We start from the raw sequence: 22,368 nt of genomic DNA, 5'->3' as shown, positions 1-22,368 counted from the left end.
GTCAGTCGCGGCTAAACAAGTTACGCCAGGCTCCCGGCGAGGTCTTGAAAGTCCTGTTAAAGTGCTGGCGCAAGGATACCGCACTGCCAAAGCCTGACTGTTGCGCCACGTTTTCGATCGGCTGGCGCGTGCTTTCCAGCAAACGTTGAGCATACGCAAGACGCTGGCCCAGCAGCCACTGGTTGACCGTCATTCCCGTCAGTTCACGAAAGCGTCGGGTGAAGTTTCGCCGGCTCATGGACACTCGCTGCGCCAGTGCATCAAGCGTATGCTGCTCAGCGAGGTTCGCCACCATCCAGTTCAATAAATCCGATAAACGGTCTCCGCCCGGCTGATGGTGCAGGGGCTGTTCAATATACTGCCCTTGGCCGCCCTGACGGTGGGGCGCAACGACCAGCCGCCGTGCAATCTGGTTCGCCACCTCTGCGCCATACCAGCGGCGTACTAAATGCAGACAGCAATCGATCCCTGCTGCGGTGCCGGCCGACGTCACCAGTCGCCCGTCATGCGCATCCAGATACAACACGTCAGGCAGTAATGTGATCTGCGGATAGCGCTGCGAAAAATCTGCCACTGCGCTCCAGTGCGTGGTGGCTTGCTGTCCATCAAGCAGCCCGGCTTCCGCCAGCACATAGGCGCCCAGGCACAGGCCGACTACCGTTGCCCCGCGCTGCCAGGCCATTCGAACCGCATTCAGCATGGACTCGGGTGGACGTTCCGTTGCGCTGCGCCAGGAAGGAACGATTAACACCTCGGCCTGCATGGCATCCTCAAGCGTCAGATCGCTATGTAACGTAAAACCCGCGACGGTGCGCAGCTTAGCATTTTCGTCAGCATCCACGGCACAGACGCGCAGGTCGAAGGCAGGTAAACCTTCACCGGCACGGTTTTCAAACACCAGGCAAGGCACTGAAAGGTGAAAAGGACTCATACCGTTAAACGCCAAAACGGCGATAGTGCTGGGTGGCATCCTGGTTTCCATATTGGCCCGATTATTTCGTTTATTGTCTTTCGGGCCACTATATCGCATTCCGGCTACAGGGGAAGATGGGGTGAGAGGACTGGCGCACTGTCAGCCCGGCATTTTTGGAGGAGTTCTGCTAATGGTCACAACCTTTACCGCAAAGCGCGCCTTGATCGTAATTGATGTTCAGAATGAGTATTTTAGCGGCAATCTTCCACTGGAATATCCCAGCCCTGATGAAACGCTGACCAATATTGGTCTTGTTATGGATAAGGCGCGTGAGGCGGGGATCCCGGTGATTGTGGTGCAGCAGACCTCGCCTGCTGATGCCCCCTTGTTTGCGGTAGACAGCGACGGCTGGCAACTGCATCCCACCGTGGCTTCACGTCCGCACGATCTTCTGCTAAAAAAATCCCGTGCCAGCGCCTACGCCGGCACGCAACTGGCGGAGTGGCTGGCAGAGCGCGATATTAATACGCTTACCGTTACGGGTTACATGACCCACAACTGTAATGCCTCAACCATTAACCACGCCTGGCACAGGGGAACCGCCGTAGAATACCTTCATGATGCCAGCGGATCGCTGCCGTATAAGAATCAGGCAGGACAGGCGAGCGCAGAAGAGATCCATCGGGTATTTTGTGTGGTAATGCAGTCAAATTTTGCGGCGGTGCTTTCAACCCAGCAGTGGCTGACGTGCGTGGACAGTGGTATGTTGCCGGTGCGTGATACGCTTTACCGCTCAAATCAACGGGCGCGGGGAGTGCTGTACCAGGAAAGGTAAGGACAGTGTGCAAAAACGCGCACGGTCAGTGCCGTGCGCGGTCAGATTTAGCGACGCAGCGCGATCGCTTCAATCTCAATCTTCACATCTTTGGGTAGACGGGCCACTTCCACGCAGGAGCGCGCCGGGAAGGGCGCATTGTGCTCGGTAAAGAAGGCTTCGTAGGTGGCGTTTACGGTCGCAAAGTCATTCAAATCTTTCACGAATACCGTGGTTTTCACGATATCGGCAACCTTCAGGCCCGCCGCTTCGACGATCGCCTTCACGTTTTCCAGCGACTGGCGCGCCTGTGCCGATACGTCTTCAGCAACGTCGCCCGTGGCCGGGTTCACCGGAATCTGACCCGAGGTGATGATCATGCTGCCGAGATCAACGCCCTGCACGTAGGGGCCGATAGCCGCTGGGGCTTTTTCCGTACTGATTTCACGAGACATCATTTCTCCTTAGAGTAAGGCCGGGGCAGCAAAGGCGCTGCCCGCCATAAAACGCGGTTCATTATAAGCGCGGCAGGGCCGATTAAAAGTGACCCAATACCACATGACGGGCGAACTCTTTCTCACAGTATTTACACTTGAGGTGTACCTCATCGGCGCGGTGCTTCACGGCGAAGCTGGAGAACACCGGTTCGCTGCGGCTGATGCAGTTGCTGTTCGGGCAGGTCAGCACCCGATCGATGCGATCCGGTAGCGCAGGGGCGATCTTGGCCACCACTTCATAGTCATCAATGCGGTTGACGGTGGCGTGCGGCGCATAAAACGCCAGCTGATTGATCTGATCTTCCGTGAGATAGGTGTTCTCGATCTTAATCAAATCTTTGCGGCCCATTTCCCCCGACGGCAGATTCAGGCCGATGGTGATGCGCTGGTCGGTTTCGGTCAGGCGAAACAGCGACAGGAGCTTAAAGCCTACCTGCGCAGGGATGTGATCGATAACCGTGCCGTTTTTGATGGCTTCGACCTGCAGTTTGTTATCCTGGCTCATACTGTCACTCCTTACAGGGCGGTGTCGCTGTTTAAAACCAGTGCCAGTAAAGCCTGGCGTGCGTAGATGCCGTTACCGGCCTGCTGGAAGTACCAGGCGTACGGCGTGCTGTCCACGTCGGTGGTGATTTCATCGATGCGCGGCAGCGGATGCAGCACCTTCATGTTGTCGCGCGCACCGTTCAGGTCTGCGGCGCGTAAAATAAACTGCGCTTTGACGTTGGCATATTCTGAAGGGTCAAGCCGCTCTTTTTGCACCCGGGTCATGTAGAGAATATCCAGATCCGGCATCACCTCTTCAAAGCTGTCGTGACGTGACCAGGTGATATTCTGCTCGTCCAGCATATCGGTAATATACGCCGGCATCGCCAGCGCGTCCGGGGCGATAAAGAAGAAGCGGTTGCCGTCAAACTTCGCCAGCGCCTGGGTCAGAGAGTGCACGGTGCGCCCATATTTCAGGTCACCCACCATCGCCACGTTCAGGTTGCTGAGGCGCCCCTGGGTTTCACGAATGGTGAACAGGTCCAGCAGCGTTTGCGTTGGGTGCTGATTTGCGCCGTCTCCGGCATTCAGAATCGGGATGCCGTTGGAAAACTCAGTGGCCAGCCGCGCGGCGCCCTCCTGCGGATGACGCATCACGATGGCATCCACGTAGGTGCTGATAACCGAAATGGTATCGGCCAAGGTTTCCCCTTTTTTACCCAGTGACGTATTGCTGCCATCGGCGAAGCCCACCGCAGAGGCGCCCAGGCGATGGATGGCGGTTTCAAACGACAGCCGGGTGCGGGTCGAGGCCTCAAAGAAGCAGCTGGCGATCACGTTATGTTTCAGCAGTTCCGGCTGGGGATGTGCTTTAAGCTGCGCAGCGGTGTGCAGGACCAGCTCCAGCTCGTCGCGGCTGAGATCGTTAATTGAAATGATATGCTTGCGATATAGCGGGTTAGCCATAGCTCTCTCCTCTGCGGCGCGGCCGGATTGCGGACAAAAAAAAGCCCCTTAGAAAGGGGCTTTTTTAAGATCGGTTCGATGACGGAAAGAAACAGCGGTGCCGCCTGCGTTGAGGCGAGGTAGCGCGTCACATTGTGCACGATGCTGTTGCATGTTTCCTCCGGCAAATTGTGGCGCATTATACGCCATCAGGCATGCGCATCAAGGAAAAATCGCGCCACAGGTAAACGTTTGCGGCAACCCGATTAGCGCTGTCCCAGCGTGGCCACCATCACCGCTTTAATGGTGTGCATCCGGTTTTCCGCCTGGTCGAATACGATGCTGTGCGCCGACTCAAAGACGTCATTGCTGACCTCCATGCCATCCTGCAGGTCATACTGTTCCGCCATCTGACGGCCCAGCGTGGTCTGATCGTCATGGAAGGCCGGTAAGCAGTGCAGGAATTTCACCTGCGGATTGCCGGTCAGCGCGAGCATCGCGTGGTTGACCTGATAGTCGCGCAGCAGGGCAATACGTTCTTCCCACACTGCTTTGGCTTCACCCATGGAAACCCAGACGTCGGTATAGATGAAATCGGCGCCTTTCACGCCCTCGGCAATATCTGCCGTCAGGGTGATTTTGCCGCCTGTCTGTTCGGCAACCTGACGGCACTGGGCCACCAGGTCGGCTTCCGGCCAGCAGCTTTGCGGCGCGACCATACGCAGATCTAAGCCAACCTGTGCCGCCGCTTCCAGCATGCTGTTACCCATATTGTTGCGAGCATCGCCCACGTACACCAGGGTCATCTCACTGAGCGGCTTGCCTGGCAGATGCTCCTGCATGGTCAGCAGATCGGCCAGCAGCTGCGTTGGGTGGAATTCGGTGGTCAGGCCGTTCCACACCGGCACGCCAGCATGTTCCGCCAGGGTTTCGACCAGTGCCTGACCGTAACCCCGATACTGAATACCGTCATACATGCGGCCTAACACGCGCGCGGTGTCTTTCATCGACTCTTTATGGCCGATCTGGCTGCCGCTTGGGCCGAGGTAAGTGACGTTTGCCCCCTGATCGTAAGCGGCAACTTCGAAAGAGCATCGGGTACGGGTCGAGTCTTTTTCGAAGATGAGCGCGATGTTTTTGCCTTTCAGGTACTGGGTTTCACTGGCGGTTTTTTTTGCGCGTTTTAATTCGGCGGACAGGGTAAGCAAGTAGTCAATCTCAGCCGGGGTAAAATCCAGCAGCCTGAGGAAATGACGTTGATACAACTGACTCATACAGCACTCCGGTACGGGGTTTATAATGAATTAAAATTCAATTTAACCGTATGAATATGCATTTTCAACCCTGACGAGAATAATCTTTTCTGTTTTGTGTAGTGGCGCGACAGGCAGTATGGGAAAATAATCACTTATTGCCGAACTCAGAGAGGATATCGCCATGGCATTTGAAGCATTGTTGGAAGAGCAGCGTGAAGAGACGCGGCTGATCATCGAAGAACTGTTAGAGGATGGCAGCGATCCCGATGCGCTCTATACCATTGAGCACCATCTCTCCTGTAATAACTTCGACTCGCTGGAAAAAGCGGCGGTGGACGCCTTTAAACTGGGCTATGAAGTCACCGAGCCAGAAGAGCTGGAGCTGGAAGACGGCACTACCGTGATGTGTGTGGACATCCTCAGCGAAGGCGCGCTGAAAGCGGAGCTGATTGATGCCCAGGTGGAGCAGTTGGTGAACTTGGTAGCCAAATACAACGTCGACTATGACGGCTGGGGTACCTACTTCGAAGACCCGAACGCCCAGGATGATGACGAAGACGACGGCGAGGCGATCGACGAAGACGACAACGGCATTCGCCACTAATCAACACCGGCGGAGCCTGCTCCGCCTTTCCTGTTCTCCGGCCCTGTCTGACATCCATGAATTACGCACCTTTACTTGAACCGATACATCAGTTTTTGCTCTGCCGCACGCCTCAGTCCTGGATCCTTGAGGCGCGTAAACCGGAAAACCTGACCCTGCTGCTCACTGACCATCTGGTATGCGAACTGAAAGCGGCCCAGACCGCCGTGTGGCTGATCCGCAAATACGTTGCCGACAAACCCAGCGGTGACCGGATTCTGGCGTGGCTGAAGCCTTACGAGAATTTTATCTTCCGCGAGGACGGCGACAGCGATTTTATCAACGCCCATAAAAATCTGACCAAAGCCATTATTGTGCGTAACGAGCTTCCCTGGGCGGACGATCTGGTTGAGAAAATGGTGCTGCTGATTAAAGAAGAGCTGCATCACTTTTATCAGGTATGGGAAATTATGCAGGCGCGCGGGCTGGTCTATCAGAAAATCACCTCAAGCCGTTACGCCAAAGGCCTGCTGCGTGAAGTGACCACCCACGAACCCGATACGCTGGTGGATAAGCTGATTTGCGGTGCCTATATTGAAGCGCGTTCCTGCGAACGCTTTGCCAGCCTGTCGCCTTATCTGGATAGCGAATTAGAGAAGTTTTATATCTCGCTACTGCGTTCAGAAGCTCGGCATTACCAGGATTACCTGGCACTGGCCGCGCAGATCTCACCGAAAGACATTTCGGCGCGCGTACGGGCGATTGGGGAAGCGGAGGCCAGGCTAATCAGTGAACCGGACACGGAGCTGCGCTTTCACAGCGGTGTTCCGGCGTTTTAAGCGCATTACAGCGTTTTCAGCATCCTGAACTCGCAGTCACCATGTCCGGTACAGCCCAGCGCATGGTCGATGCGGGCAAAACCCAGCGATTCATAGAGCTTAATGGCGCGGGTTAAGCTGCCGGTGGTTTCCAGATAGCAGCGGCGAAAGCCGCGCTGGCGTGCGTGTTCCATGGCAAGCAGCGCCAGTTCACGCGCCACGCCGAGGCCACGGATGCCCGGCAGGAAATACATCTTTTGCAGCTCACAGATATCCGGCGCGCTGCAGGCGAGGGGGGCAATGCCGCCGCCGCCCATCACTTTTCCCTGATGTTCCACAATCCAGTAGGCGCTGTGCCCGGCGCTGTAAAGTTCATAAAGCTGGTCCAGATTGGGATCGGCCACGGTATAGCCTTTGTCCGCCGTCAGGCCAAATTCCGCAGAAACGTCGCGGATCACCCGGGCGATATGAGGATTGTCGTCGGCGACGATAGGACGCAGCAAGGGTTGCGGCTGAGTATCAGGGATCATAACGGGGTAGCGTGACGGAATCAGGTTAGACATGCGTCAGAAATAGCATTATCGTCGGGCAAAAGCAATAATGTTCACCGTGCATGGAGGCGTATAACGTGTTTTCCCGTTTCAGTTTTAAAACCATTAAAGACCTTTTCCCTTTCTTTATTATTGTCGGCTTTATCAACGTCTGGGCATATTTTCAATGGATTGGCAGGCCGGATGTTTTTCCGCTGATAATAAATAATGTGGCTGGCGTTATTGCTGTCCTTATCACCTCGATACTGTTTTTCAGCGTATTTTCGGTCACGTTACTTATTCCCTCCGGGCTCTGTTCATTATCCGCCTTGCAAAAGGGCAAAAAAGCTCGCCCGACGCGGCGCTATAACGAAGGCTGCTGCGCAATAACCGCCTTTAGCGCCTTTCTTACAGCCTTTACAGCGATCTATTTTGGAGAAAGTTCAGATGCCTGGCTGATATTATCCGCGGCAGGTGCCGTGGCCACAGGCGTACACAGTTTGGTTAATCACCGAGTTAATCGGCTTCGGCAGCAACATCACCGCCAGTTGCTTGCCAGGCTGAAGCGCATGCGGTCGGCGAATAACGACTTAAGCACCCGCCTTAAAAGAAAATTTTGTCTGGCGGAAATAAGCTTGAACGTGGTTGTCATCAATCTTCGTTACGTTATTTACGCCGTGTTTGTATCCCTGGTCTCTTTTCTACCGCTGTTGTTTTTACTGCAGGGCGATATTTATTTCTCAGCGAAAAATACCCTGCCGCAGTATTTTATTATTACCGGTTTATATCTGCTGCTCTTTATGCCGGCACTGTTCTCACTCTTGACCAATAAAATAAAAGCGCATCATGGCTTCAAACCCATTTTGGCGTTTTCACCTGGTCTGGTCATCGGCGTGTTTACGCTGTTTTCTGTTCAGCTGGTGCAGATTAATCAGCGTGCGATTGAAATCGTCGGCATGGCGTCCTGGCACGAAAAGGTGTTTTCCGTGCCCTCGAAAGACTTCCCGGCCTATTACTTTCCCGCGTCGGTCTGGGGGCCCAGTAAAGCGATGGGCGATGCACGTTTGATTACAGGCATCGAGGCATTTACCAACGGCGAAACCCACCTGATCTGCCCGGCACGCTTAAAGGCGCTCAGGCAAAGGGCGCTGAAAAGGAATGCCTTACTGTGGCAGGCTGATGAGAAAGCCAAAACGGACCTGGTTGGCATGAGCCAGAACTGTCTCTTGATTAAGGGCGATAAGGTGACGACGGCGGCGGTACTGAAAACGCTCCTGCCCGATGAGGTCAATGTGAAGCCATAAAAAAGCCCACGCCAAAGCGTGGGCTGTAGCAAACACGAAGCTGTACGATTACAGCGCGGCGATGACGGCCTGCTGTTCGATCAGTTTGGTTTTTGACTGTTCCATCTCGGCGACGCGCTCGCGCTCTTTGGCGACGACCGCTTCCGGGGCACGGGACACAAAGCCTTCGTTAGCCAGCTTGGTCTGGATCTTCTCGATTTCCACATCCAGCTTCAGCAGCTCTTTGGCCAGGCGCTCCAGCTCGGCGGTTTTATCCACCAGATCCGCCATCGGGATCAGCAGCTCGGCGCCTTCCACGATTTTGGTCACCGACACCGGGCCTTTCTCGCCCGCAGGCAGAATGGTCAGGCTTTCCAGTCGCGCCAGGCGTGACAGGAAGTTACGGTTGGCCTCAACGCGGCGCTGGGCCGCCGGAGAGCAGTCGCGTAGCAGCACATCCAGCAGCTTGCTGGGCGCGATGTTCATCTCCGCACGGATATTACGGACCGCGATGATCGCCTGCTTCATCCACTCGATGTCGGCTTTGGCTTCGGCATCTTCTTTCGCCGTATCAAACTGCGGGAACGGCTGCAGCATGATGGTGTCATCGCTGATGTTTTTCAGGCCTTTCACGCGCTGCCAGATGGTTTCCGTGATAAACGGAATGATCGGGTGCGCCAGGCGCAGCAGCGCTTCCAGTACATGAACCAGCGTATGGCGCGTGCCGCGCAGCTCGGATTCACTGCCGCTGTTCATGACCGGCTTAGTCAGCTCCAGGTACCAGTCGCAGAACTGGTTCCAGGTGAAGTCATACAGGATGTTGGCAGCGATATCGAAGCGATAGCTGTCCAGCGCCTCACGGTAGGCTTTTACCGTGTGGTTGAACTCGGTCAGAATCCAGCGATCCGCCAGCGACAGCGTCATCTCGCCGCCGTTCTGACCGCAGTCCTGGTCTTCGGTGTTCATCAGCACAAAGCGGCTGGCGTTCCACAGCTTGTTACAGAAGTTGCGATAACCTTCCAGTCGCTTCATGTCCCAGTTGATATCACGGCCGGTTGAGGCCAGCGCCGCCAGCGTAAAGCGCAGGGCATCGGTACCTGATGGCTCAATGCCGTTCGGGAACTGCTTCTCGGTACGCTTGCGGATTTTTTCCGCCAGCTGCGGCTGCATCATGTTGCCGGTGCGTTTTTCCAGCAGATCTTCCAGCGAAATGCCGTCAACCATATCCAGTGGGTCAATCACGTTACCCTTGGATTTCGACATCTTCTGGCCTTCTTCGTCGCGGATCAAACCGGTCATGTAGACGGTTTTAAACGGCACCTGCGGCTTGCCGTTTTCATCTTTGATGAAGTGCATGGTCAGCATGATCATGCGGGCAATCCAGAAGAAGATGATGTCGAAGCCACTCACCAGCACGCTGGTGGGGTGGAAGGTGCGCAGGGCTTCGGTATTTTCCGGCCAGCCCAGCGTCGAGAAGGTCCACAGGCCTGATGAGAACCAGGTGTCCAGCACGTCATCGTCCTGACGCAGCGCCACATCGGCGGCCAGGTTGTTCTCGGCGCGAACCTCGTCTTCGGTACGACCCACATAAACGTTGCCGTCGTTGTCATACCAGGCCGGAATACGGTGTCCCCACCACAGCTGACGGGAAATACACCAGTCCTGAATATCACGCATCCAGGAGAAGTACATGTTCTCGTACTGCTTCGGTACAAACTGAATATCGCCATTCTCAACCGCTTCAACCGCGACTTTTGCCAGCGGTGCCGTACGCACGTACCACTGATCGGTCAGCATCGGCTCAATGACCACGCCGCCACGGTCGCCGTAAGGCACGGTGAGATCATGCGGTTTGATCTCTTCCAGCAGGCCCAGCGCGTCTACCGCAGCCACGATGGCCTTACGGGCGGCAAAACGCTCCATCTTCTGGAACGCAGCAGGAATCGCGTCGCTGTAAGCGGTGCTGGCTTCGCCGTTGGTGTCATAAACCTGGGCGCTTTCACGGATATCGCCGTCGAAGGTCAGGATGTTAATCATCGGCAGCTTATGACGACGGCCCACTTCGTAGTCGTTAAAGTCATGCGCCGGGGTGATTTTCACGCAGCCGGTGCCTTTTTCCATGTCGGCGTGCTCATCGCCCACCACAGGAATCAGGCGGTTAACCAGCGGCAGCATGATAAATTTACCGATCAGATCTTTGTAACGCGGATCTTCCGGGTTTACCGCCACGCCGGTATCACCCAACAGGGTTTCCGGACGGGTGGTCGCGACGACCAGATAATCTTTACCGTCGGCGGTTTTCGCGCCATCGGCCAGCGGATACCGGATGTGCCACATTGAGCCTTTGCTCTCGCGGTTTTCCACTTCCAGGTCAGAGATTGCCGTACGCAGCTTCGGATCCCAGTTCACCAGGCGCTTGCCACGGTAAATCAGGTTTTCTTTGTACAGGCGCACAAACACTTCTTTCACCGCATTAGACAGGCCATCGTCCATGGTGAAACGCTCGCGCTCCCAGTCAACCGAGTTGCCCAGGCGGCGCATCTGGCGGGTAATGGTGCCGCCCGATTCAGCTTTCCACTGCCAGATTTTGTCGATGAACGCATCGCGACCGTAATCCTGACGGGTTTTGCCTTCTTCTGCGGCGATCTTGCGCTCAACCACCATCTGGGTGGCGATGCCTGCGTGATCGGTACCGGCCTGCCACAGGGTATTTTTGCCCTGCATGCGCTGGTAGCGGATCATGGTGTCCATGATGGTTTGCTGGAAGGCGTGACCCATGTGCAAGCTACCGGTGACGTTCGGCGGCGGGATCATGATGCAAAAGCTTTCCTGGCTGGTGTCGCCATTCGGTTTGAAGTAGCCCTGCTTTTCCCAATGCTCGTAAAGCGGCTGCTCGATATCTTGCGGGTTATATGTCTTATCCATTTCTGCTATGTCGTTTGCGGCTGTGGCGGCGTTGCCGTATTCAATTGGAAGCCAACGCTGCGATACGCTTTGTAGCGATCGCGCGCCAGCTGTTTGAGAGCGTCTTCGTAAGGAACGAAGTCTATCACTTCATGGAAAGCAGTAGCAAAATCTGCGAACTGCGGCAGCAGGCTGATCAGCAGGTCGCGTGGCGAATTGCCCCGACGCTGCGGCCATGCCAGCTCAACCGGTGCGCCGTAGCGCGGACCTTCCCCGGCGAGATTGTGCGGCACAAAGGCGTTGGCGGGGCGCTGCCACAGCGCCTCATCAAGCCGAATGGCTTGCTGCTCATCTTCACAGGCGATGAGCACCCGCTTACCGGCCCGCCAGCGTGTTTCCGCCAGATCGCACACCAGCGCTTCAACGGCGCTTAAGCCATCGCTGGATGCATCGGTTTCCAACACGTAGAAGGTTGCGTTTTTCATCGAATTGCCTGTTTAAAGAAAAGAAGGGCGGAGTAAGCTCCGCCCCGATGGGTTCGGTGGTCCGTACGATCAATCGTCGCCGTTCAGGCCAGCACGATTCAACAGGAACTGCGACAGCATCGGCACCGGACGACCGGTGGCGCCTTTGGCCTTGCCTGAACGCCAGGCGGTACCGGCGATGTCCAGATGCGCCCAGTTATATTTGCGCGCAAAACGGGCCAGGAAGCAAGCGGCGGTAATCGCCCCACCCGGACGGCCGCCAATGTTTGCCATATCGGCGAAATTGGATTCCAGCTGTTCCTGATACTCATCGGCCATCGGTAAACGCCAGGCGCGGTCGCCAGACTGCTCCGAGGCACCAATCAGTTCATGCGCCAGCGGATTGTGGTTCGACAAGAGTCCGCTGACGTGATGACCCAGGGCAATGACGCAGGCGCCGGTCAGTGTGGCAACGTCAATCACTACTTCCGGATCGAAGCGCTCCACGTAGGTCAGCGCATCACACAGCACCAGGCGGCCTTCAGCATCGGTATTTAACACTTCAACCGTCTGACCGGACATGGTGGTCAGCACGTCGCCCGGACGCATGGATTTGCCGTCCGGCATGTTCTCGCAGCCGACCAGCACGCCCACCACGTTCAGCGGCAGATTCAGTTCGGCGACCATGCGCATCACGCCGTAAACCGAGGCCGCGCCGCACATGTCGTACTTCATCTCATCCATGCTGTCCGCAGGCTTGATGGAGATACCGCCGGAGTCAAACGTCAGTCCTTTGCCAACCAGCACAATCGGGCGCGCGTCGGTATCCGGGTTGCCTTTGTACTCAATGACCGACATCAGGGATTCATTATGCGATCCCGCGCCCACCGCGAGGTAGGCGTTCATGCCCAGCTCTTTCATCTGCTGCTCGCCAATCACGCGGGTCGTGATGTTTTTGCTGTAGGCATCCGCCAGCTGGCGCGCCTGAGATGCCAGGTACGCAGGATTACAAATGTTAGGTGGCATGTTGCCCAGATCTTTTGCCGCTTTCACACCGGCGGCCACCGCCAGCCCGTGCTGAATGGCGCGCTCACCGCTGGTGAGTTCACGGCGCGTCGGCACGTTAAACACCAGCTTACGCAGGGGACGACGAGGCTCCGCTTTGTTGCTCTTCAACTGGTCGAAGTTATACAGCGCCTCTTTCGAGGTTTCGACGGCCTGACGCACTTTCCAGTAGGTATTACGCCCTTTGACGTGCAGCTCGGTCAGGAAGCACACGGCCTCCATCGAGCCAGTGTCATTCAGCGTGTTGATGGTTTTCTGGATCACCTGCTTGTACTGGCGCTCGTCCAGCTCACGCTCTTTACCGCAGCCAATCAGCAGAATACGCTCTGACAGGATATTCGGCACATGATGCAGCAGCAGCGTCTGGCCCACTTTGCCTTCCAGTTCACCGCGGCGCAGCAGGGCGCTGATATAGCCGTCGCTGATCTTATCCAGTTGCTCGGCAATCGGTGACAGACGACGCGGTTCGAAAACACCAACTACAATGCATGCACTGCGCTGTTTTTCCGGACTACCGCTTTTTACACTGAACTCCATGCACTCTCCTGAATCTTAAAGACAACGGCCGCTGCTGCCGCTAGAATGTAGCGCGTTCGTGACCCATTTATTAATTAGAGCAACATGACAGCATGCTGCTGGAGGTCATAATGAATCAGGGTGACAAGATGTTGTTTTTTCACCACCCAAACGCGATTACCATACATTTTTAGCGTCGACGACGGCCATTTATGAAGAAAAATGGCTAATAAGCGTTGAAATTAGCGATTTTCCTGCAAAAAGACAAGTTTTCACAGGCGTATTAAGCGTGATCATTATTAGATATCTGGTTCGGGAAACGCTCAAAAGCCAGCTGGCTATCCTGTTTATCCTGCTGTTGATCTTCTTCTGTCAGAAGTTGGTAAGGATTTTAGGGGCTGCGGTGGATGGCGAAGTGCCGACAAACCTTGTTCTGACGCTGTTAGGACTCGGCGTGCCTGAAATGGCGCAACTTATTTTGCCCCTAAGCCTGTTTCTGGCGATTTTAATGACGCTCGGGCGGCTGTATACGGAAAGTGAAATTACCGTTATGCATGCCTGCGGCCTGAGTAAGGCGGTGCTGGTCAAAGCGGCGATGGTGCTGATGCTGTTCACCTCGTTAGTGGCTGCGGTTAACGTCATCTGGCTTGGCCCCTGGTCGTCGCGCTATCAGGAACAGGTCACTCAAAACGCTAAAGCGAACCCCGGCGCAGCGGCAATGGCTGCCGGGAAGTTCCAGACATCCAGCGATGGCAACACCGTACTGTTTGTTGAAGACGTTAAGGGCAGCAATTTTGGCCATGTCTTCCTGGCACAGCTGCGGCCAAAAGGGAATGCGCGGCCTTCCGTGGTGCTGGCCGACAGCGGCCATATGGAACAAAAGAATGACGGCTCACAGATTGTGACCCTGGATAAAGGCACTCGCTTCGAGGGAACGGCGTTGCTGCGTGATTTCCGCATCACCGACTTCACTAACTACCAGGCTTACGTAGGTTATAAGCAGGCCACGCTGGATCCTAACGATGTAGACCAGGCCACGTTTGCTACGCTGTTATCGAACAAAACACCTGAGTTTAAGGCCGAACTTCACTGGCGTATTACGCTGGTCTTTTCCGTGCTGATTATGGCGTTAATGGTGGTGCCACTCAGCGTGGTTAACCCGCGTCAGGGACGCGTGCTCTCGATGCTGCCCGCGATGCTGCTGTACCTGATTTTCTTCCTGCTGCAGAGTTCGCTGCGCTCAAGCGGGGCGAAAGGCCGCCTCGATCCGGCTATCTGGATGTGGGTGGTGAATATCAGTTATCTGGCGTTAGCGATCGTGCTTAACCTGTGGGATACCGTGCCGATGCGTCGAATTCGTGCGCGCTTTACACGCGGAGGATCGGTCTGATGTTTCGCGTTCTCGATCGTTATATCGGTAAAACGATATTTAATACCATCCTGATGACGCTGTTTATGCTGGTCTCGCTGTCCGGCATTATCAAGTTCGTCGATCAGCTGCGTAAAACCGGACAGGGTGCCTACAGCGCGCTGGATGCAGGTTATTACACCTTGCTGAGTGTGCCAAAAGACATCGAAATCTTCTTCCCAATGGCGGCCCTGTTAGGTGCATTGCTGGGGCTGGGAACGCTGGCGCAGCGTAGTGAACTGGTGGTCATGCAGGCGGCGGGCTTTACCCGCATGCAGGTGGCCCTGTCGGTGATGAAAACGGCGATTCCGCTGGTGCTGCTGACCATGGCTATCGGCGAGTTTGTCGCCCCTCAGGGCGAGCAGATGGCGCGAAACTTCCGTGCGCAGCAGCTCTATGGTGGCGCGCTGGTGTCGACGCAGAGCGGTTTGTGGGCCAAAGACGGCAACAACTTTATCTACATTGAACGTGTTAAAGGCGACGATGAAATTGACGGCGTCAGCATTTACAGCTTCACAGACGATCGCCGTTTACAGAGCGTCCGCTATGCTGCAACGGCGAAATGGGATAAAGACAAGAAGTTGTGGGTGCTGTCTCAGGTGGACGAATCGAATCTGACCGATCCGAAACAAATCACCGGCTCACAAAGCCTGACTGGCGAGTGGAAAACCAGCCTGACTCCAGACAAACTGGGCGTGGTGGCGCTGGATCCGGATGCGTTGTCGATTACCGGCCTCTACGATTACAGCAAATACCTTAAGCAAAGTGGTCAGGAGTCTGGCCGTTACCTGCTGAACATGTGGAGCAAAATCTTCCAGCCGCTGTCCGTGGCGGTCATGATGCTGATGGCGCTGTCGTTTATCTTTGGTCCGCTGCGTAGCGTATCCATGGGCGTGCGCGTGGTCACCGGGATCAGCTTCGGCTTCCTGTTCTACGTACTGGATCAGATTTTTGGCCCGCTCAGCCTGGTTTATGGTCTGCCGCCGATTTTCGGCGCGATACTGCCAAGCTTTGCCTTCTTTGCCATCAGTCTGTTTATGCTGATAAAACGGCGATAGATGCTGACAGTCAGAAAGGCCGCGCGATGCGGCCTTTTTTTATGGCTGGTGTCGGTGACGAATCGAACGCCTGAATTTCACCGCCTGATGCGGTGGCGATCGTCACGTGCCAGTAAAGGTGCATCCGGTTGCCCTGATGTTTTACAGACTGGATTATCGATCTAGAAAGGTAAGGCATTCCTGAGGAACCCATCCATTTTCCCCAGAAGGCTTCTCAGCCCAGTACCAGCCGTTAAGCGCGTGCGTCACTACCACCGACTCACCGGGAAGGACGGTTAACTCCTGTGCCCTATAGTCTTCCAGACAGACAACCTCATTTGGGCTCAGTGGCAAAAAGTATTGCTCTGGCGCCCAGCCCGCTTTGCCATCGGGCAGCGTAATCCATATCCATCCTCGCCATTCAAGATCGCAGTGGCTCACCACGGCTATCTCGTCGGCCTTAATCGTAATCGGATCGGGGAATGCCGACCTGTATTCATCGGTGACCACGGCCTGTGCTCTCATGATTTTTTCTCCTGCCATCTTACGAACAGCTTTAACAGACAGCTAAATCGGGTTTACCGGGCGGCGTGCCAGCAGCGCGTCTACATCACCGACACCATCCCCGCATTGTTGCCGACCTTGTAGGGCAGATCGCCTTCACCCGGCCGTGCTTCAGGAGAATACCGCTTCACAGGTCATCGCACTCCGTCACAAATCAACGCACCATAAAGCGTCTCCGCCTCGGCTAACCTGCTCAGCAGGCAATATTCATCGGTCTGATGCGCCATCGACGGCTCGCCAGGGCCCAGAATAATGCAGGGCGGATTGCCCAGCGCAGGCAACAGCAGCGACGCATCGGTGAAGTAGGGCACAATGCGCGGCACCAGCGGCGCATCATGCAATGGCTGGCATCGTTGATAAACCGTCTGAATCCATGCGTGATCGCCTTCACTGAGCACCGCGGGCAGGTCCACCAGCGTAGATATCGTCACACTTTCGCCCAGTAAGGTGCTGAGCTGCTGACGGATGGTGGCGTGCTGAAGATTGGGCGCGCTACGAATATCCACGTCAAACTGCGTGCGGTCAGGGACGGAGTTAATGTTCAGGCCGCCTGTGATGCGCCCGACGTTGATCGTGGGCTGTTTCATCAGCGGATGCGGCGCGCCGGGGGAGAAATGCTGAATTTTACCCAGCGCATCGGCCGCCAGGTAGATCGCATTGATGCCCAGCTCGGGCATCGCGCCGTGCGCGGTTTTACCGCGTGTTTCACAGCGCAGCCACAGTGCGCCTTTGTGGCCGATAACCGGATAGTTCGCGGTGGGTTCGCCAACGATCAGCGCGCCCACCTCGGGCAGGTCAGCGGTATCGATCAGCGCCCGCGCGCCGTCGCAGCCGGTTTCCTCACCGCCGGTAATCAGCAGCACCACGCCCGGCCCCTGGCGAATGGCCTGCTGGTGCGTAACGCAGGCCACGGCAAAGGCGGCAACGGCCGCTTTCATATCGCTCGATCCCCGGCCATAGAGCCGATCGTCCACGATCTCGCCAAAGGGATCGTGCTGCCAGTCGGCGTTACCGAGCGGCACCGTATCCAGATGGCCGGTAAAGGCCAGCGCAGGTCCGGCCTGCTCGCCGCGCAGGCGGGCTATCAGGTTATGGCGTCCTTCGCCGAAGGATGACAGCGTGACCTCGAAGCCGTTTTCCTCCAGCCAGCCGGCAAAAAACATCATGCAGGCGGCTTCGTTACCCGGTGGATTGAGGGTATCAAAGCGGGTCAGCTGTAACGCCAGATCCGCCGTGCGGGTAAGGGCCATCAGTGACGAACCGTTAACCAGTCAAGACAGTTGATCCACAGCTGGCGATAACCCTGCCACTGGGCAAATTCCTGCGGCAGCCAGTGGGCAGACATATCGCTGGTCCACACCAGCGAGCGGCCCTGCTGATATTCGCGCACCGCCAGCAACGGATGCGCGGTGCCGGCAATGGTTGCCAGCAGTTTGCCTTCAGGGTGCATTTCCACTTCGTTATAGCCCAGTAACCACGGCCATTCGTCGGGCATGTCGGTAAACAGCGCGTGGGATTCGGTGACGCTCGGATAAGAACCTTCAGGCGTTTCGATGCGGTCGTCCCAGGCCAGGCAGCGTACCGGCAGCACTTTCTCGACCGCCGTGTTGCGATAGCGCGCGCCGCCGTTGATGCCCTGAAAACTGAAGTAGCCGCCGATCATCATCAAGGCACCGCCCGCCGCCACATAGTCGTGGATCAGCGTCAGACGGTTCGCTGTGCGCTGGCTCTTCAGCCAGGTATCCGGATGCAGCAGTAACGTGTTCGCGCCGATATCCGACAGAATTATCGCGTCCCACGCTTGCAGCCCGGCCAGCGTCAGCGGAAATTCGGTCGCCGCCGCGTGCGCGGGCATATAGGTGATGGCATAGTCGCTGTCGGCCAGCGCCGCCATAAAGTCGGTTGCCCCATTGTGCCAGGTGGCGGTGGCAAACTGATCGAAGCCTTTAACGTGAACGGACGTGCTGGTCCAGGATTCCCCGACCAGTAAAATTTTCTTCTGCATTACGGTTCTCCCTTACCCACCAAAAACGCGCTGTGGGTTAGCAATCAGTAAGGTTTCAAGTTGTTCGCCGCTGACGCCGTGGCGTTTCAGGCGCGGAACAAAATGTTTAAGGATGTAGCCATAGCCGTGGCCACCGTAGCGGGTCAGCATGGTTTTCAGGAACACGTCCTGGGACAGCAAAATCTGCTCAATAAAGCCGTCATCGATCAGTTCGCGGATGGCGCGGGCGTTCTCTTCGTCGGACGGTGACTGCGCGGATTCGTCGGCGTAGTAATAGCTCATGCCGATCATGTCGTATTCCAGAAACGCACCGCGCTGGGCCAGCTCACGCTGATAGCGCTTGTCGGCAAAGCTGGGATTCATGTGGCACAGCACCACGTGGCGCAGATCGGCCCCTTCGTGTTCAAGAATATCCAGCACCTTGTGCCCCAGCCGCTCCCAGCCGGGCAGATGCACCTCAATCGGCACCCGGGTTGCTGCACTGGCCCGGCCCGCCGCCCGCAGGGATTTTTCCTCGCTGGCGGTAAAGCGGCTGGACACGCCGATCTCACCGATCAACCCGGCGAGTACCTCGGGTTTTTCTTCCCGGCCGCCCAGGTCGTAAATCAGCTTGTCAGCTAACGCCTCGACGCTAATCGTTTTCACCCATTCCGGATGCGAAGGCTCCAGGTACAGGCCGGTGCTCATGATGATGTTCAGCCCGGTCAGGCGGGCGATGCGCTGCAATGCTTTGGGATCCCGACCGATGCCGATATTGGTAGGATCGACAACCGTGTCACCGCCGAGAGCACGGAACTTCATCAGCTCCTCAATCGCCAGATCCACATCGAACAGCCGGCAATTATCGCGGCTGATTAACGGGTTAAGCGACAGTTCGCCCAGGTTTTCCATACTCACCGGCATTTCCGCTAAATGGCGATCGCCACAGCAGCAGGGCGGCACCCACTTGCCGGACGCATCCAGTAGAATGTGTTCATGCATCAGCGTCACGCCCATCTCACTGACCGGCAGCGGCCCCAGCACCGTCATGACATAGCCGCTGTTGATGCCGAGCGGTAGGGGGTCCGGATGCCGAAAAATAGAGTGTTTCATTGGCTATCCTTTTGCCGCCGCGCGGGTCGGGTTGAGAATGCGGGTATTCAGCCAGATCGCCAGCAAAATAATCGTACCTGTCGCGATCTGCGTGTAAAAAGGAGAGATGTGCGACAAAATCAGGCCGTTCTGAATAATGGCAATCGACAGCGCGCCCAGCAATGTGCCGATGATGGTGCCGAAGCCGCCAAACAGGCTGGTACTGCCCAGCACCACCGCCGCAATCACCTGTAACTCAAAGCCTTCGCCCTGGTTAGAGGAGCCGCTGCCAAGACGGGCGGTGATAATCATGCCCGCCAGCGCGGCAGCCATGCCGCTGATGATATAGACCTTCATGGTCACGGCTTTGGTGTTAATCCCGCTGCGGCGCGCGCCTTCGGCATTCGCGCCAATCGCGGTGACATAGCGACCAAAACGCATATGATTAAGCACGATATGGCCGACAATCAGCACCACAATGCCGATCAGCGCCGGCATCGGCACGCCCAGCACTTTCGCGCGCCCCATAAAGGCAAACAGGCTGTCGGCAGGAATGGGAATGGAATAGCCCTGGGTAATCAGCAGCGCGACCCCGCGCACCACGGCTAAGGTGGCAAGCGTGACGATAAAGGCCGGAATGCCCTCATAGGAGATAAAGAAGCCATTGATAGCGCCCACCAGCGCGCCCAGCAGCAGGCCGCCCAGCAACACCACCGGCCAGGGCAGTCCCCAGTTGTTCAGCGCAATAGCCGACAGCGCACCGACCAGCGCCAGCGTCGATCCCACCGAAAGATCGATCCCGCCCGTGGTGATCACCAGGGTCATCGCCGTGGCGACGATCAGCAGAGGCGCGCTCTGGCGAATGATATTGAGCCAGTTAGCACTGCTGAGAAAGTTGCCGGTGATCAACGAAAACACCACGCAACAGAACACAAAGAACAGCGCGATGCTGACCACGCCAGAGTGATTGTGCAGCAGGCGACGCGGCAACGAGTGTTGGGCCATACGGGAACCGCTCAGATTCATAATAGTCATCCTGTTACCTCGCTCAGTGCGTCGCCGCAGAGCGGGCGACAAATTTTTCGCCCACGATCAAATTCACAATTTCGCCCAGATCGGTGTCCGCCACCCGGCGGTCTGCCACGTTGGTGCCTTCGTACATCACCATGATGCGATCGCAGACCAGGAACAGATCCTGCAGGCGATGGGTAATCAGGATCACGCTGACGCCGCGCGCCGATACCCGACGAATCAGCTCCAGCACCGCTTCCACCTCGGCCACGGCCAGCGCGGCGGTGGGCTCATCCATGATCAGCACTTTGGGATCGAAGGCGGCCGCGCGCGCAATGGCAATCGCCTGACGCTGTCCGCCGGACAGATTGCGCACCAGCAAACGCGTATCAGGAATGGAAATGCCCAGGCCTTTCAGCATCTCGCGCGCATCAGCGTGCATTTTCTCTTCATCAAGAAACGGAATGCCGAGGATCGATTTCATCGGCTCGCGTCCCATAAACAGGTTGCCCGCCACATCCACGGTGTCGCACAGCGACAGGTCCTGATAAACCATTTCGATATGGCAGCGGCGAGAATCCGCCGGATTGCTGAACTGCTGCTCTTCACCGTCAATGCGGATCGTGCCGCTGGTGGGCACCACCGCGCCAGACAGCACTTTGGTCAGCGTGGACTTGCCCGCGCCGTTATCGCCCACCAGGCCCAGCACTTCGCCGGGCGCCAGCTGTAAGTTCACGCCGCGCAGGGAACGTATCGCGCCGTAGGTTTTGGTTATATTCACCATCTCTACCCGTGCCGGGGCAGTTTGTGATTGCTGCATTCGATAACTCCCATCACCACTAACGGGAAAAGCTGAACAGAGATAAAAAAACGTTATCGTGCACGGTTTACGCCCTTGTAAACCGGTTTACCTGCCAGATAAAGCCTTCATACATAATCTCTGAACAACCGCTGTAACGATATTTGCTTGCCAGATACGTCATTGCAGCATCCGTGCCAGCCTGCAAAACAGGCAGTACACATCCGGTTTAACACGTTGTTTTTAAAAACGTTTAAATGCTAACTTTTGGTAAACCGGTTTACTAACTATAACGCGCAGAAATTAAAAAGCGCGTTATTTGCGCTAAAGTTGTGCACTTTTGCGCCATTTTGGGACGCTGTTAACACATCCGTATCGAATCGCGCGCCACCCATTCCACCGCAAGGCGGGTTTCAGGGGGAATATCGGGCTCGTCATTCAGGATGCGCAGCATAATGTGAACCGCCGTGCGGCCCAGTTCCCGGGCGGGCTGGCGGATGGTGGAAATGCGGGGTTGGGTAAAATCGGCATAGGTGGCGTCGTCAAATCCCACCAGCGACAGCGCCTCGGGAGCCTGTAACCCGCGTGCGCGCAGACCATCCAGCAAGCCCAGCACCAGATAGTCACTGGCGGCAAACACGGCGGTTGGGCGTTGCGGCCGGCTGAACAGGTGTTGAAGCGCCTGTTCGCCAAACTCACGCTGGTATTCGCCGTACATTACCCATTCAGGCGGCACGGTCAGGCCCGCCTGCGCCATGGCGGTGCAGAAGCCCTGATAGCGTTCGCGCACGCTCATCAGCTCATCCGGCCCGCCAACAAACGCGATGTGACGATGACCGGCGGCGATCAGCTTTTCGGTAGCAATGCGCCCGCCCTGCACGTTATCGGCGAACACCTTTGGCACTCTGCTGCCGGGAATATCTTCATCCAGCAGCACAATACGCTGGTGGCGGTTAATTTCCTTACGCAGCAGCCCGTTATCCGGGTGGTTGGTGGTAAACAGCAGGCCATCCACCTGGCAGGTATCCAGCCAGCGGATAAACTGGCTTTCTTTGCCGGGATGGTTGCGGGTGATGCAGAGCACAAGGCTGTAGCCACAGGCCGAAGCGGCTTCTTCCGCCGCGTCCGCCAGTTCGGCGAAGAAAGGGTTAGTAATATCGGGCAGGACCAGCCCTAAGGTTTCACTGCCGCCTTTGCTCAGGCGGCGCGCCAGGCTGTTGCCGCGATAATCCAGCTGGCGAATGGCGGCTTCAATGCGGTCGATGGTGTCCTGCGGCAGCATAATGCTTTGATTCATATAGCGGGATACGGTCGCTTTTGACAGCCCGGCCAGCGTCGCTACGTCGGATAACAGCACCCGTTTTTTAATCATATCCACAGCCATCTTGCCCAGAATCGG

General features: G+C 56.5%; 22 protein-coding genes. 6 read left to right on the top strand and 16 right to left on the bottom strand.

Going from position 1 to position 22,368, the window contains the following annotated elements; all coding sequences use genetic code 11:
• Position 1: 1 nt before the first annotated feature.
• The gene (locus PAGR_RS18940) at positions 2-970 is read right to left on the bottom strand and encodes a GlxA family transcriptional regulator (RefSeq protein ID WP_014606729.1); all 969 of its coding nucleotides are present in this window, start codon (positions 968-970) and stop codon (positions 2-4) included.
• A gap of 133 nt (positions 971-1,103) precedes the next feature.
• Between PAGR_RS18940 and PAGR_RS18935 the strand changes: the two genes are divergently transcribed.
• The gene (locus PAGR_RS18935) at positions 1,104-1,748 is read left to right on the top strand and encodes a cysteine hydrolase family protein (RefSeq protein ID WP_014606728.1); all 645 of its coding nucleotides are present in this window, start codon (positions 1,104-1,106) and stop codon (positions 1,746-1,748) included.
• A 47-nt stretch (positions 1,749-1,795) separates the two neighbouring features.
• Here PAGR_RS18935 and ridA read toward each other — a convergent pair whose 3' ends face one another.
• The 4 genes from ridA to argF form a co-directional block, all read right to left on the bottom strand.
• A complete protein-coding gene (gene ridA / locus PAGR_RS18930) occupies positions 1,796-2,182 on the bottom strand; it encodes a 2-iminobutanoate/2-iminopropanoate deaminase (RefSeq protein WP_014606727.1) in 387 nt (128 codons plus the stop codon).
• Positions 2,183-2,264: 82 nt separating this feature from the next.
• On the bottom strand, positions 2,265-2,729 hold the full coding sequence (gene pyrI / locus PAGR_RS18925; RefSeq protein ID WP_013024382.1) for an aspartate carbamoyltransferase regulatory subunit: 465 nt from the start codon (positions 2,727-2,729) through the stop codon (positions 2,265-2,267).
• Positions 2,730-2,740: 11 nt separating this feature from the next.
• Positions 2,741-3,676: an aspartate carbamoyltransferase gene (gene pyrB / locus PAGR_RS18920; protein ID WP_013024383.1), complete on the bottom strand. Its 936-nt coding sequence runs from the start codon at positions 3,674-3,676 to the stop codon at positions 2,741-2,743.
• A 245-nt stretch (positions 3,677-3,921) separates the two neighbouring features.
• Entirely contained in the window at positions 3,922-4,929 is a 1,008-nt protein-coding gene (gene argF, locus PAGR_RS18915) for an ornithine carbamoyltransferase (RefSeq protein ID WP_014606726.1), read from the bottom strand.
• Between the two features lie 163 nt (positions 4,930-5,092).
• Between argF and rraB the strand changes: the two genes are divergently transcribed.
• Both rraB and miaE read left to right on the top strand, forming a co-directional pair.
• Positions 5,093-5,515 (top strand): ribonuclease E inhibitor RraB, encoded by a 423-nt coding sequence (gene rraB / locus PAGR_RS18910; RefSeq protein WP_013024385.1) that lies wholly within the window; start codon positions 5,093-5,095, stop codon positions 5,513-5,515.
• A gap of 56 nt (positions 5,516-5,571) precedes the next feature.
• A complete protein-coding gene (miaE, locus tag PAGR_RS18905; protein ID WP_014606725.1) occupies positions 5,572-6,333 on the top strand; it encodes a tRNA isopentenyl-2-thiomethyl-A-37 hydroxylase MiaE in 762 nt (253 codons plus the stop codon).
• 5 nt (positions 6,334-6,338) lie between these two features.
• Here miaE and PAGR_RS18900 read toward each other — a convergent pair whose 3' ends face one another.
• The gene (locus PAGR_RS18900) at positions 6,339-6,875 is read right to left on the bottom strand and encodes a GNAT family N-acetyltransferase (protein ID WP_014606724.1); all 537 of its coding nucleotides are present in this window, start codon (positions 6,873-6,875) and stop codon (positions 6,339-6,341) included.
• 602 nt (positions 6,876-7,477) lie between these two features.
• On the opposite strand from PAGR_RS18900, the gene PAGR_RS24200 reads away from it, so the two are divergent.
• A complete protein-coding gene (locus PAGR_RS24200; protein ID WP_227022885.1) occupies positions 7,478-8,146 on the top strand; it encodes a hypothetical protein in 669 nt (222 codons plus the stop codon).
• A gap of 48 nt (positions 8,147-8,194) precedes the next feature.
• Here the strand turns inward: PAGR_RS24200 and PAGR_RS18890 are convergent, their stop codons facing one another.
• The 3 genes from PAGR_RS18890 to pepA form a co-directional block, all read right to left on the bottom strand.
• Positions 8,195-11,050 carry a valine--tRNA ligase gene (locus PAGR_RS18890; RefSeq protein WP_014606722.1) on the bottom strand — a complete coding sequence of 952 codons (2,856 nt, stop codon included), beginning with the start codon at positions 11,048-11,050 and terminating at the stop codon, positions 8,195-8,197.
• Between the two features lie 5 nt (positions 11,051-11,055).
• Positions 11,056-11,514, bottom strand: a complete 459-nt coding sequence (locus tag PAGR_RS18885) for a DNA polymerase III subunit chi (RefSeq protein WP_013024391.1) — start codon at positions 11,512-11,514, stop codon at positions 11,056-11,058.
• Positions 11,515-11,583: 69 nt separating this feature from the next.
• On the bottom strand, positions 11,584-13,095 hold the full coding sequence (pepA, locus tag PAGR_RS18880; protein ID WP_013024392.1) for a leucyl aminopeptidase: 1,512 nt from the start codon (positions 13,093-13,095) through the stop codon (positions 11,584-11,586).
• A 268-nt stretch (positions 13,096-13,363) separates the two neighbouring features.
• Between pepA and lptF the strand changes: the two genes are divergently transcribed.
• Positions 13,364-14,464 (top strand): LPS export ABC transporter permease LptF, encoded by a 1,101-nt coding sequence (lptF, locus tag PAGR_RS18875; RefSeq protein WP_014606721.1) that lies wholly within the window; start codon positions 13,364-13,366, stop codon positions 14,462-14,464.
• Positions 14,464-15,540, top strand: coding sequence for an LPS export ABC transporter permease LptG (lptG, locus tag PAGR_RS18870; protein ID WP_014606720.1), 1,077 nt, complete (start codon positions 14,464-14,466; stop codon positions 15,538-15,540). The genes lptF and lptG overlap by 1 nt, the downstream gene beginning before the upstream one ends.
• 153 nt (positions 15,541-15,693) lie before the next feature.
• On the opposite strand, the gene PAGR_RS18865 is transcribed toward lptG, so the two are convergent.
• From PAGR_RS18865 to PAGR_RS18835, 7 genes are all read right to left on the bottom strand, one after another.
• The gene (locus PAGR_RS18865; RefSeq protein ID WP_014606719.1) at positions 15,694-16,044 is read right to left on the bottom strand and encodes an SH3 domain-containing protein; all 351 of its coding nucleotides are present in this window, start codon (positions 16,042-16,044) and stop codon (positions 15,694-15,696) included.
• Positions 16,045-16,217: 173 nt separating this feature from the next.
• The gene (locus tag PAGR_RS18860) at positions 16,218-17,333 is read right to left on the bottom strand and encodes a M20 family metallopeptidase (protein ID WP_014606718.1); all 1,116 of its coding nucleotides are present in this window, start codon (positions 17,331-17,333) and stop codon (positions 16,218-16,220) included.
• Positions 17,333-18,088, bottom strand: a complete 756-nt coding sequence (locus PAGR_RS18855; RefSeq protein WP_014595188.1) for a glutamine amidotransferase — start codon at positions 18,086-18,088, stop codon at positions 17,333-17,335. Before PAGR_RS18855 ends, PAGR_RS18860 begins: the two co-directional genes overlap by 1 nt.
• Positions 18,089-18,100: 12 nt before the next feature.
• Complete coding sequence (locus PAGR_RS18850) at positions 18,101-19,180, bottom strand: phosphotriesterase family protein (RefSeq protein WP_014606717.1); 1,080 nt, start codon at positions 19,178-19,180, stop codon at positions 18,101-18,103.
• A gap of 3 nt (positions 19,181-19,183) precedes the next feature.
• Positions 19,184-20,185, bottom strand: coding sequence for an ABC transporter permease (locus PAGR_RS18845; RefSeq protein WP_029569516.1), 1,002 nt, complete (start codon positions 20,183-20,185; stop codon positions 19,184-19,186).
• A 22-nt stretch (positions 20,186-20,207) separates the two neighbouring features.
• Complete coding sequence (locus PAGR_RS18840) at positions 20,208-20,954, bottom strand: ATP-binding cassette domain-containing protein (RefSeq protein WP_020693768.1); 747 nt, start codon at positions 20,952-20,954, stop codon at positions 20,208-20,210.
• Positions 20,955-21,330: 376 nt separating this feature from the next.
• The gene (locus PAGR_RS18835; RefSeq protein ID WP_013024403.1) at positions 21,331-22,353 is read right to left on the bottom strand and encodes a LacI family DNA-binding transcriptional regulator; all 1,023 of its coding nucleotides are present in this window, start codon (positions 22,351-22,353) and stop codon (positions 21,331-21,333) included.
• Positions 22,354-22,368: the final 15 nt, after the last annotated feature.

The sequence above is a fragment of the Pantoea ananatis PA13 genome (assembly GCF_000233595.1).
Classification (GTDB): domain Bacteria; phylum Pseudomonadota; class Gammaproteobacteria; order Enterobacterales; family Enterobacteriaceae; genus Pantoea; species Pantoea ananatis.
Note: the sequence above shows the minus strand (reverse complement) of the source record. Positions and strands in the feature narration are given on the sequence as shown.